The following is a 12,095-nucleotide window of genomic DNA, read 5'->3' as shown; positions in this document are numbered from 1 at the left end:
AAGCGCTCACAATGAATTACCTGATCAAGTAGCTGTTAAATGAGCAGTGATAAGCTTATCGCCTTCGGCGATGTCTTATCACTGCTTATAGCAGTCGCTCTTTAACAATGTATATCATGCTGACAGTATCGAATGACGATATGAAGACAAGTGCCTTTAGGGTGGCTGTGTTTATAGCGTGATCTCGATACGCAATTGTTTTGTGATACGTTTCAAGCGTATCCGGCAATCGTTGTCATTGCGGGATCCAGACTCCTTCGGGTTATAGGGTCAAGCAATGAAGCGCACACGGTGGATGCCTAGGCAGTCAGAGGCGATGAAAGACGTTGTAGCCTGCGATAAGGTTCGGTGAGGTGGCAAACAACCTGTGACCCGGACATCTCTGAATGGGGAAACCCACTGACCACAAGGTCAGTATCGTATCCTGAATACATAGGGATACGAGGCGAACCGGGGGAACTGAAACATCTAAGTACCCCGAGGAAAAGAAATCAACCGAGATTCCCCCAGTAGCGGCGAGCGAACGGGGACCAGCCCTTAAGCATGTGAATGACTAGACGAACGGATTGGGAAGTCCGGCCGTAGCGGGTGATAGCCCCGTAGTCGAAAGTCTGATCATGTGAAATCGAGTAGGTCGGGGCACGAGAAACCCTGATTGAAGACGGGGGGACCATCCTCCAAGGCTAAATACTCCTGACTGACCGATAGTGAACCAGTACCGTGAGGGAAAGGCGAAAAGAACCCCGGCGAGGGGAGTGAAATAGATCCTGAAACCGTGTGCGTACAAGCAGTAGGAGCCCACTTGTTGGGTGACTGCGTACCTTTTGTATAATGGGTCAGCGACTTATATTCAGTGGCGAGCTTAACCGATAGGGGAGGCGTAGCGAAAGCGAGTCTTAACTGGGCGACCAGTCGCTGGATATAGACCCGAAACCGGGCGATCTATCCATGAGCAGGGTGAAGGTTGAGTAACATCAACTGGAGGCCCGAACCAGGATCTGTTGAAAAAGATTTGGATGACTTGTGGATCGGAGTGAAAGGCTAATCAAGCCCGGAGATAGCTGGTTCTCCTCGAAAGCTATTTAGGTAGCGCCTCACGTATCACCACCGGGGGTAGAGCACTGTTTCGGCTAGGGGGCCATCCCGGCTTACCAACCCGAGGCAAACTCCGAATACCGGTGAGTGCAGCGTGGGAGACACACGGCGGGTGCTAACGTCCGTCGTGAAAAGGGCAACAACCCGGACCGTCAGCTAAGGTCCCCAAATCCTGGTTAAGTGGGAAACGATGTGGGAAGGCTCAGACAGCTAGGAGGTTGGCTTAGAAGCAGCCATCCTTTAAAGAAAGCGTAATAGCTCACTAGTCGAGTCGGCCTGCGCGGAAGATGTAACGGGGCTCAAACCAGGTACCGAAGCTACGGGTTCATCCTTAGGGATGAGCGGTAGAGGAGCGTCGTGTAAGCCGATGAAGGTGGATCGAGAGGTCTGCTGGAGGTATCACGAGTGCGAATGCTGACATGAGTAACGATAAGGGGAGTGAAAAACTCCCCCGCCGGAAGACCAAGGTTTTCTGTTCGATGCTAATCAGAGCAGAGTGAGTCGGCCCCTAAGGCGAGGCCGAAAGGCGTAGTCGATGGGAAACGGGTCAATATTCCCGTACCGGATGTCATTGCGATGGGGGGACGAAGAAGGCTAGGTGAGCCAGGCGTTGGTTGTCCTGGTGAAAGCGAGTAGGCCTGGGTCTCAGGTAAATCCGGGACCCTTTAAAGCCGAGACGCGAGACGAACGGATTACGATCCGGAAGTCACTGATGCCACGCTTCCAGGAAAAGCCTCTAAGCTTCAGATGACATGCGACCGTACCCCAAACCGACACAGGTGGTCAGGGTGAGAATCCCAAGGCGCTTGAGAGAACTCGGGTGAAGGAACTAGGCAAAATGGTGCCGTAACTTCGGGAGAAGGCACGCCGGATTAGGGTGAGAGGACTTGCTCCTTCAGCCCGAACCGGTCGAAGATACCAGGTGGCTGCAACTGTTTAGTAAAAACACAGCACTCTGCTAACGCGCAAGCGGACGTATAGGGTGTGACGCCTGCCCGGTGCCGGAAGGTTAAGTGATGGTGTTAGCCCTCTGGGCGAAGCTCTTGATCGAAGCCCCGGTAAACGGCGGCCGTAACTATAACGGTCCTAAGGTAGCGAAATTCCTTGTCGGGTAAGTTCCGACCTGCACGAATGGCGTAATGATGGCCACGCTGTCTCCACCCGAGACTCAGTGAAATTGAAATCGCCGTGAAGATGCGGTGTACCCGCGGCTAGACGGAAAGACCCCGTGAACCTTTACTATAGCTTCACACTGGATACTGATGTTGCCTGTGTAGGATAGCTGGGAGGCTTTGAACTCCGGACGCCAGTTCGGAGGGAGCCAACCTTGAAATACCAGCCTGGCATCATTGGTGTTCTCACTCGGGTCCGTTATCCGGATCGAGGACAGTGTGTGGTGGGTAGTTTGACTGGGGCGGTCTCCTCCCAAAGAGTAACGGAGGAGCACGAAGGTACCCTCAGCACGGTCGGACATCGTGCAATGAGTGCAAGAGCATAAGGGTGCTTGACTGCGAGACAGACACGTCGAGCAGGTGCGAAAGCAGGTTCTAGTGATCCGGTGGTTCTGTATGGAAGGGCCATCGCTCAACGGATAAAAGGTACTCCGGGGATAACAGGCTGATACCGCCCAAGAGTTCACATCGACGGCGGTGTTTGGCACCTCGATGTCGGCTCATCACATCCTGGGGCTGAAGTCGGTCCCAAGGGTATGGCTGTTCGCCATTTAAAGTGGTACGCGAGCTGGGTTTAGAACGTCGTGAGACAGTTCGGTCCCTATCTGCCGTGGGCGTTGGATGTTTGAGAAGGGCTGCTCCTAGTACGAGAGGACCGGAGTGGACGCACCTCTGGTGTTCCGGTTGTCACGCCAGTGGCATTGCCGGGTAGCTATGTGCGGACGGGATAACCGCTGAAAGCATCTAAGCGGGAAGCCCCCTTCAAGATGAGACATCCCCGAGGCCTCGAGCCTCCTGAAGGGCCCAGCGAGACCAGCTGGTTGATAGGCACGGTGTGGACGCGCTGCAAGGCGTTGAGCTAACGTGTACTAATGGCCCGTGAGGCTTGACCCTATAACACCCAAGGGGTCTGGTCCTGTAGTGACAACGACGCTCGACAGAGCACCGGATACGCAAAAAAGAAACGATCACAAGACAGTCAGCCAATATACATTGAAAGTTACGCCTGACGACCATGGCTTGCGTGAACCACCCGATCCCTTGCCGAACTCGGAAGTGAAACCGCAACGCGCCGATGGTAGTGTGGGGTCTCCCCATGCGAGAGTAGGTTATCGTCAGGCACATCTTCGAAAAAGCCCCGAGCACACTGTGTTCGGGGCTTTTTTATGCGCGCAGGAAAAGGCCGGACGGTCCAAATAGTGCCCGCCACGGTGCCTCCGACTCCTGTAGGAGCCCAATTTCATTGGGCGATGGCGGCGTCAGCCGCCCGGGGGCGAATTTGCCACCGTGCCTGCCATCCACCCCGGCGGCGCGGTGCGCCGCATCGCTGGCTGAAGCCTGCTCCTACAAGGGGGCAACGTGGCCCTTAACGGCAGATGCTTTCCAGTGCTTCCATCAGGCTATCCATCTCGTCGTCGGTGCCGATGGTGATGCGCAGGAAGTTGGCGAGCGTGTCGGTATTGAAGTGGCGTACCAGAATGCCGCGTTCGCGCAGGGCGGCGAAAAGCTGAGCGCCTTCGAATGCCGGGTGCTGGGTGAGTACGAAATTCGCCTTGGAGGGCAGCACTTCAAAGCCGAGCGCCTCTAAACGGCCGCGAGTGCGCTCGCGGGTTGCGATCACATGGTTGCGGCAGGCGTCGAAATGCGCCTGGTCTTTTAACGCCTCGATACCGACCAGGCTTGCCAGGCTGTCCACCGGGAAGGAGTTGAACGAGTCCTTGACGCGTTGCAGGCCGTCGATCAGCTCGGCTGAGCCGATGGCGTAGCCCAACCGTAGCCCGGCCAGGCTGCGCGATTTGGAGAACGTGCCAGTCACCAGCAGGTTCGGATAGCGCTTGGTCAGCGCAACCGCGCTCTCGGCGCCGAAATCGACGTAGGCTTCGTCGATCAGCACTACCCGGTCCGGCACGCGCTTTAAAAGCGCCTCGATGGCGTCGAGGGAGTGAGCATGGCCGGTCGGCGCGTTGGGGTTGGCCAGAATCACGCCGCTGCGCTCGGTGTTTGCGCTTAGGGCGTCAAGGTCGACCTCCCACTTGGCATCGAGCGCGTGTTGGCGAAGTTCGATACCGTACAAGTTGGCGTAAACCGGGTAGAAGCTGTAGGTGATCGCCGGCGCATCGAGCGGCGCCCCGTGGCAGAAAAACGCCTTGAAAGCGAAGGCCAGCACTTCATCGGAGCCGTTGCCGACAAAGGTGTTGGTAATATCGACGGCCATGGTGTCGGCAAGTGTTTGGCGAAGCGCGCGGGAGGTAGGGTCCGGGTATAACCGCAGATGATCCGTTGCGTAGCTCCCCAGTGCCTGACCCACGCCCGGCGCCGGGGGGTAAGGGTTTTCATTGGTGTTGAGCTTGATAAGGCGCTCAACGGGCTGCTCGCCGGGCACATACGGGGTGAGTGACCGAACGGCGGGGCTCCAGAATTGGCTCATTAGAGGTAACCTGATTATCCTTGCAAGGAGCATCATGGTGGCCCGGCGCTCGACCCAGCGCAAGTTCTACCGGCCGCGACGTCCTGCGCCTTTGCTGCGTTGCGGTACCCTTGTGCGATTCCAGGGTGTCGGGGCTGGGCGTTGCACCTTGTAGCGGTTATGCTGTCACAAGCGCACGAAAGAAATGTATGTCCAACACGATAAGGAGACACCCAATGCAATTCAGGAGTTTGCTAGCCGGTTCGGCTATGTTGGCACTGTTGGCAGGCTGCGCATCTGGCCAGACCGATCAGAGTGAACAGGCACCGGCGATGAGCGCGTCCCAGGCGAACTATCAGGGCACACTGCCTTGCCGCAACTGTGACGGCATCGATCTGGATGTCACGTTGGAAGGTGAAGAGAGCAGTGCCGCGCAGGAGCGTACGTTCGCGCTGCAGGCAAGCTATCGTAATCACCCCCAAACGCCGCCGGACGAAAACTACACCGGTAACTGGGAAGTGCTGACCGGTACGCCTTCTGATTCGAACGCGACCGTGTACGAACTCACGCCCAATGGCGATGGCCAGATCTACTACTTCCAGAAGATTAGCGAGCAAACGCTCGAGCTGATCGACCCGGAGCGCCGCCGCTTTGAAAACGGCGAGATGCTGCAGCTTCAGCGCCAGTAAGCGCGCAGGAACTGCACATTGTTCGATAGACAAAGGCGGCCGCGAGCCGCCTTTTGTGTTTTTGCCAGGCGTTGGTTAGGCCATGGTAGACAGTGAGACAGGAGCGAAGCGGCGTGGCAAAAGCAAAGAGCGCCTATGTGTGTACCGAATGCGGTGCCGAGTACCGTAAGTGGCAAGGGCAGTGCTCGAGCTGCAACGAATGGAATACGCTAAGCGAGGTCCGCCTGGCAAGCGCCCGGCCCGGTAGCGGCGCCCCCGCCCAAGGGCGCGCCGGCTACGCGGGGGATCTTTCCCGGGACGTGGTCGACTTGAGCAATGTCGATTTAAGCGAAGTGCCCAGGCTCAGCTCGACCTTCGGCGAGTTCGACCGCGTGCTGGGCGGCGGGCTGGTTCCAGGCTCCGCGGTGCTGCTGGGCGGCAACCCCGGCGCGGGTAAGTCGACCCTTTTACTGCAAACCGCCTGCAAGCTCGCCCAGCAGCGGCGTATCATGTACGTGACCGGTGAGGAGTCGCTCTCCCAGGTCGCCATGCGCGCCCACCGCCTACAGTTGCCGACCAGCGGGCTCAAGATGCTGGCCGAAACCAGCGTCGAGACGATTTTAGCGGTCGCCGAGCGCGAAAAGCCCGAAATACTGGTGATCGACTCGATCCAGACCATGCACCTGGAAGACATCAGCTCCGCGCCTGGCGGGGTCGCCCAGGTGCGCGAATCGTCGGCGGCGCTGACCCGTTTCGCCAAGCAGAGCAATACGGTGTTATTGCTGGTCGGCCACGTCACCAAGGATGGCACCCTGGCCGGGCCCAAGGTGCTAGAGCACATGATCGACGCCTCATTGCTTTTGGAAGGCGGCGCCGACTCGCGGTTTAGAACCTTGCGCGGCCAAAAAAACCGCTTTGGCGCGGTGAACGAGCTGGGTGTCTTCGCCATGCTGGAACAGGGCATGAAAGAGGTCAAAAACCCCAGTGCTATTTTCCTCTCCCGCCCGGAAGAGCAGTCGCCAGGTAGCCTGGTCATGGTGGTGTGGGAGGGCACGCGGCCGATTTTGGTCGAGGTGCAGGCGTTGGTGGATGAATCGGCGCTGGGCAACCCACGGCGCGTTGCGGTAGGCGTGGATCAAAACCGCCTGGCGATGCTGTTGGCCGTGCTCAACCGCCATGGTGGGCTTTTCACCGGCGACCAGGACGTTTTCTTGAACGTAGTGGGCGGTGTCAAAGTGCTGGAGACCAGCGCCGATTTAGCGGTGCTGTTGGCGGTGGTGTCGAGCCTGCAAAACCGAGCGCTTGCCAAGGAATTGGTGGTGTTTGGCGAGGTGGGGCTTTCCGGCGAGATCCGCCCGGTGCCCAGCGGCCAGGAGCGCATTGTCGAGGCGGCCAAGCACGGCTTTTTGCGCGCTATCGTGCCGCGGGCCAACGCCCCGAAGCAGCCACCCAAGGGTATGGAAGTCATCCCCGTCGATAAACTAAGCGATGCGCTGGAAGCGCTTTAAGCTGTACTACGCTTTTAGATACGATGCTTCCAACTACGACGCTTTTAACAGCGGCCTGTCGTCATCAACACGAAATGACGGGCCAATACCAACAACGACGCGCCAATGGATTTTTTTCAAGGAGCGATACGATGAGTTCGATTCGACTAACCCAATATAGCCACGGCGCCGGTTGCGGCTGCAAAATCGCCCCGGACGTGCTGGACAGCATTTTAGCCAAGGCGGGGCCGGCCGCGGGGCACAAGCAGTTGATCGTCGGCAACCAGGGCCGTGAAGACGCCGCCGTGTATGACCTGGGCGACGGCCGCGGTATGGTCTCGACGACCGACTTTTTCATGCCGATCGTCGATGACCCCTTCGATTTCGGCCGTATTGCCGCGACCAACGCCATTAGCGACATTTACGCCATGGGCGCCACGCCGGTCATGGCGCTGAGCATTCTGGGCTGGCCGGTGGACAAGCTCGCCCCGGAGATCGCCGGCGACGTCATCGCCGGCGCCCAGGGCGTGTGCCGCGAGCTTGGCGTAGCGCTGGCCGGCGGGCACTCCATCGATGCGCCGGAGCCGATATTTGGCCTGGCGGTCAACGGCCTGGTCCAGCTCGACCAGCTCAAGCTCAACAGCAGTGCCAAACCCGGCGACCTGCTCTATTTGACCAAGCCTTTGGGCGTGGGAATTTTGACCACGGCGGAGAAGCGCGGCCTGTTGGAAGACGGCCACCACGGCCTTGCCCGTGAAACCATGCTGAAATCCAACCGCATCGGTATCGAGCTTGCCAAGGTCAAAGGCCTCAACGCCATGACCGATGTGACCGGTTTCGGTCTGGCCGGCCACCTGAGCGAGATTTGTAGCGCCAGCAACGTGATGGCCCAAGTCGATTTTCGCCGCCTGCCGCGGCTTTCCGAGGCTGAAGCCTACCGGCGCCAGGGCGCGGTGCCCGGTGGCACGCTGCGCAACCGCGACGCCCTGGGCTCCCAGTTGCCCGCCATGGACGAAGCCCACTGGCAGTGGCTTTGCGACCCGCAGACCTCCGGCGGCCTTTTGCTCAGCGTCGACCCCGCCTGGCAGGATGATGTCGAGCGCGTTGGCCGCGAGCACGGTCTGAACCTGCAGCCCTTCGGTACGCTGAAGGCGCGCGCAGGCGACGCGTTGATCGAAGTGGTTGGGTAAATGACCACCGACCTACCCGCTACGACCGCGCTGATTGGCAAGGGCGCACCGCTGATCGATGTGCGCGCGCCGGTGGAGTTCGCCCAGGGCGGCCTGCCCGGCGCGGTCAACCTGCCGCTAATGGTGGACGAAGAGCGCCACCAGGTAGGCATCGCTTACAAAGAGCACGGCCAGCAAGCCGCGATCGCACTGGGCGAGCGCCTGGTCAGCGGCGACGTTAAAAAGGCGCGCATCGAGGCCTGGCGTGGGTATCTCGAGCGCCACCCCGAGGCGATGCTTTACTGCTTTCGTGGCGGCCTGCGCTCGCAGATCGCCCAGCAGTGGCTTGCGGAGGCGGGCATCGATGTGCCGCGCATTCAAGGCGGCTGGAAAGCCATGCGCCGCGCGCTCTGCGCGCGTATCGACCAGGCCGCCGAGCAGCCAATGTTGGTCGTATCGGGGCTGACCGGCTCGGCCAAAACGGTGCTGATCAACCAGCTGCAAAACGGCATCGATTTGGAAGCCTGCGCCAATCACAAGGGCTCGGCCTTCGGTCGTCAACCCGATGAACCGGCCACTCAGATCGATTTCGAGCACGCCCTGGCCCGGCAGCTGTTGGGTCAAAACGCCAAGCTGGTCATGGAAGACGAGTCACGCCAGATCGGCAGTGCCAATATTCCGCTCACCTTTTGGCAGGCGCTCGAGAAGGCGCCGCGTATTCGCGTCGAGATGCCGCTGGACTGGCGCCTGGAGCAGCTTCGTTATGACTATATCGAAGCGCTGGAGGCGGCGTACGCAGCGCGCTTTGGCCCCGAGCAGGGCTGGGAGCGCATGAAGGAGCAGCTCTCCAACAGCCTCAAACGCTTAGCCAAGCGGCTGGGCAACGCCCGGCTGCAGCGCCTTCAACGGCTGCAGGCCCTGGCGTTTAGCGCTCACGCCCAGGGCAACGTGCAGGCCCACGAAGCCTGGCTTGGGCCGCTTTTGACCGAATATTACGACCCGCTATACCGCTACCACCTGGAGCGGCGCCAGAACGCCCCGGCACCGCTGCACGTAGGCGACTGGGATAGCTGCCTGGAAGCCGCCCGAGCGTGGAGCGCCTAGGCGCGCGCTAACCACTGCAGCATCACCCGGTCCAAAAGCGGGGCCAGGGCGTGAAAGCGCCCGGGGTTCTCCACGATGGCCTGCTCGCTTTGCAGGTAGCGATTCAGCGCCTGAGTGCCGGGCGTGGCCGGCGGGTGTTCGAACAACCCGGCCACGCTCTGCGCAGTCGCCTCGAGGTGGCACATAAGGCCGACCACCCGCCCGACGTCCCAGGCAAACCCCTGAAGTGGGGCGGCTTCGCTTCCGCCTAACGGCAAAGCGTCCTCGGGCAGGCTAAACACGTAGCGGTGCCACATGAACGCCTCGAATCGCTCCGGCAAATCGAACGGGCTATCTGGCGCAAGCGTCACCGTGTGCCAGCCGGTTTCCGGGTAGGTACCCGGTGCGATCACCGCGTCCAGGGCCTCGGCGATCCAAAGCGCCCCCAGGCCGATACCCAGTACCGGGCGCTGGCCGTCCAGATAGCGGTTTAGAAGCTTTTTTTCCGCCTTGAACCAGGCGGGGGGATCCTTGGCTAGTGTCTCCGGGCCATCGAGTACGATGAGCGCGTCGCACTCGCCGTGACGCGGGGTGAGCTCGCCTTCGAACAGGCGGAACACGGTGTAGCTGTGGCCCATGCTCTCGAGCCAGTCGGTAAGACGCGCGGGGCCGTGGTCAGGGCCGTGCTGTAGCAGATGAATATGCATGGTAATCTCCTCGCCGGCCGTCGTTCACTGCGAAAATATCGCTTGGGTGTGCGACGATAGCGTATCGCACTGTTTTCACCAATACCGTTTTCACCAATATAAAGGCTCAGGAAATCAACATGGTGGCCAAACCTCTTGGATTTTATCAAAAGCTGCAAACGCTTTCGCTGACGGCCCAGCAAGCCTTTATGGCGGCCCTTTGTGAGCGGCTGATCCCCAACTACGCGCTTTACGAGCAGACCACCGGTCACGGCGACAGCCATACACTTAAAACCGTGTTGAGCCTGGTATGGGAGCGGCTCACGGTACCCAACGCCAGCATCGATTTTGCCCGCCAGGCAGAGAAGCTGGCCGAGTGTGAACCGCCCGCCGAGGACGACAGCTTCGGTGCCCGCCGGGCGCTGGATGCAGTGGTGTCCGTCACCTCGCTGCTGGATACGCTGCAGGGGGAAGCCGGCGAGGCGGTGCTGGACGTGAGCCGCACCTCTCGGGCCGGCGTGCGCGCCTTCATCGAACTCACCGAAGGGGAAGAGGATGCCCAGAAGCTTGCGCTGATCATTCGCGATCACCCGCTGATGGAAGACGAAAACGACTTTCAGGACGCGGTGCTGGAAGCAGTGAGCGCGCCCCTCGATAAGGCCGCGTTAAAAGAAGTACGCGTGCTTGGCCGCAACGGCGGCATCAGCAACCTGGGGCTAAGCCTTGATGAGGACGACGACGCTTAAAGCACGCTTTTGAGCGCCTGGATGACCCGGCAGGCCTGGCCGTGCCGGGTGAATCCTTACAGGCGCATCTCGATGCCGCGCTCGGCCATGAAGCGCTTGGCTTCGGGAATCGTGTACTCGCTGAAGTGAAAGATGCTGGCCGCCAGTACCGCGTCGGCACCGCCTTTCAATACGCCGTCGACCAGGTGCTCCAGGGTGCCCACGCCGCCCGAGGCGATCACAGGTACGCTCACCGCCTCGGAAATGGCGTGGGTCACGCCCAGGTCGAAGCCGCTTTTGGTGCCGTCACGGTCCATGCTGGTCAGCAGTAGCTCGCCGGCACCCAGTTCGACCATCTTCTTCGCCCACTCGACGGCGTCCAACCCGGTCGGTTTGCGCCCACCGTGGGTGAAGATTTCCCAGCGCGGTGTCTCGCCCTCTTTAGAGACCTTCTTGGCGTCGATCGCCACCACGATGCACTGGCTGCCAAAGCGCTCGGCGGCTTCGAAAACGAAATCCGGATTGGTCACCGCCGCGGTGTTGATCGACACCTTGTCGGCGCCGGCGTTGAGCATGGTGCGGATGTCGTCGCAGGTGCGGATACCACCGCCCACCGTGAGCGGAATGAATACTTCGCCGGCGATACGCGACACCATGTCTACCGTGGTCGCGCGCTCGTCGGAGCTTGCGGTGATATCCAAAAAGGTGATCTCGTCGGCGCCTTGCTGGTTATAGCGTTTGGCGATCTCCACCGGGTCGCCGGCATCGCGAATGCCCACGAAATTGACGCCCTTGACCACGCGGCCCGCGTCGACATCCAGGCAAGGGATGATCCGCTTGGCCAGGCTCATACCTTGCCCCCGGTCAGCTCGTCGCTCAGGCGCTGGGCCTCACGCACGTCCAGGCTTCCTTCATAAATGGCGCGGCCGGTAATGGCGCCCAGAATACCGCTATCCGCTACGCCGCAAAGCGCCTGGATGTCGTCGAGGTTGGTCACCCCGCCGGAGGCGATGACCGGAAGGCCCCCTTCACGGGCAAGCTCGGCGGTGGCCTCTATATTGACGCCTTGCATCATTCCGTCCCGGGCGATGTCGGTGTAGACGATGCTTGAAACGCCGTCATTGGCGAAGCGCTTGGCAAGTTCGGTCGCCTTGATGGTGGAGACCTCCGCCCAGCCGTCGGTGGCCACGAAGCCATCTTTTGCGTCCAGGCCAACGATGATCTTGCCGGGGAAAGCACGGCACATTTCGCCGACGAATGCTGGCTCTTTCACCGCCTTGGTACCGATGATCACGTAGGAAACGCCGGCGCTCAGGTAATGCTCGATGGTTTCCGCGCTGCGGATACCGCCGCCGATCTGAATGGGGAGATTCGGGTAGGCGCGGGCGATGGCGGTGACCGCCTCGCCGTTGACCGGCTTGCCTTCGAAGGCGCCGTTCAAATCGACCAGGTGTAGGCGGCGCGCGCCAGCTTCGACCCAGCGGGCGGCCATGGCGACCGGGTCATCGCCGTAGGAGGTGGCATCCTCCATACGGCCCTGCTTCAAGCGCACGCACTGGCCGTCTTTGAGATCAATCGCGGGAATAACTAGCATGGTAAATCC

At 60.3% G+C, this 12,095-nt stretch carries 9 protein-coding genes and 2 rRNA genes; 7 read left to right on the top strand and 4 right to left on the bottom strand.

Annotated features, from left to right (window positions below; all coding sequences use genetic code 11):
* Positions 1-268 precede the first annotated feature (268 nt).
* Positions 269-3,161: ribosomal RNA gene (locus ACWFVE_RS13915) — 23S ribosomal RNA — on the top strand.
* Positions 3,162-3,272: 111 nt separating this feature from the next.
* A 5S ribosomal RNA gene (rrf, locus tag ACWFVE_RS13910) occupies positions 3,273-3,388 on the top strand.
* 245 nt (positions 3,389-3,633) lie between these two features.
* On the opposite strand, the gene hisC is transcribed toward rrf, so the two are convergent.
* Complete coding sequence (gene hisC / locus ACWFVE_RS13905; protein WP_447529860.1) at positions 3,634-4,695, bottom strand: histidinol-phosphate transaminase; 1,062 nt, start codon at positions 4,693-4,695, stop codon at positions 3,634-3,636.
* Between the two features lie 215 nt (positions 4,696-4,910).
* Here hisC and ACWFVE_RS13900 point away from each other — a divergent pair, with 215 nt between their 5' ends.
* The 4 genes from ACWFVE_RS13900 (at position 4,911) to mnmH (ending at position 9,102) form a co-directional block, all read left to right on the top strand.
* Positions 4,911-5,363: a copper resistance protein NlpE N-terminal domain-containing protein gene (locus ACWFVE_RS13900; RefSeq protein WP_447529859.1), complete on the top strand. Its 453-nt coding sequence runs from the start codon at positions 4,911-4,913 to the stop codon at positions 5,361-5,363.
* 113 nt (positions 5,364-5,476) lie between these two features.
* Entirely contained in the window at positions 5,477-6,850 is a 1,374-nt protein-coding gene (gene radA, locus ACWFVE_RS13895; RefSeq protein ID WP_447529858.1) for a DNA repair protein RadA, read from the top strand.
* Between the two features lie 131 nt (positions 6,851-6,981).
* Positions 6,982-8,019, top strand: a complete 1,038-nt coding sequence (gene selD / locus ACWFVE_RS13890; protein ID WP_447529857.1) for a selenide, water dikinase SelD — start codon at positions 6,982-6,984, stop codon at positions 8,017-8,019.
* A complete protein-coding gene (gene mnmH / locus ACWFVE_RS13885; RefSeq protein ID WP_447529856.1) occupies positions 8,020-9,102 on the top strand; it encodes a tRNA 2-selenouridine(34) synthase MnmH in 1,083 nt (360 codons plus the stop codon).
* Here mnmH and ACWFVE_RS13880 read toward each other — a convergent pair.
* Complete coding sequence (locus tag ACWFVE_RS13880; protein WP_447529855.1) at positions 9,099-9,788, bottom strand: type 1 glutamine amidotransferase; 690 nt, start codon at positions 9,786-9,788, stop codon at positions 9,099-9,101. The genes mnmH and ACWFVE_RS13880 overlap by 4 nt on opposite strands.
* Positions 9,789-9,907: 119 nt before the next feature.
* On the opposite strand from ACWFVE_RS13880, the gene ACWFVE_RS13875 reads away from it, so the two are divergent.
* Entirely contained in the window at positions 9,908-10,513 is a 606-nt protein-coding gene (locus ACWFVE_RS13875; protein WP_447529854.1) for a YjaG family protein, read from the top strand.
* Positions 10,514-10,569: 56 nt separating this feature from the next.
* Here the strand turns inward: ACWFVE_RS13875 and hisF are convergent, their stop codons facing one another.
* Positions 10,570-11,343, bottom strand: coding sequence for an imidazole glycerol phosphate synthase subunit HisF (gene hisF / locus ACWFVE_RS13870; protein ID WP_447529853.1), 774 nt, complete (start codon positions 11,341-11,343; stop codon positions 10,570-10,572).
* A complete protein-coding gene (gene hisA / locus ACWFVE_RS13865; protein WP_447529852.1) occupies positions 11,340-12,086 on the bottom strand; it encodes a 1-(5-phosphoribosyl)-5-[(5-phosphoribosylamino)methylideneamino]imidazole-4-carboxamide isomerase in 747 nt (248 codons plus the stop codon). The genes hisF and hisA overlap by 4 nt, the downstream gene beginning before the upstream one ends.
* Positions 12,087-12,095 lie beyond the last annotated feature (9 nt).

The organism is Vreelandella mediterranea, assembly GCF_970647075.1.
This window is presented reverse-complemented; position numbering and strand designations above follow the sequence as displayed.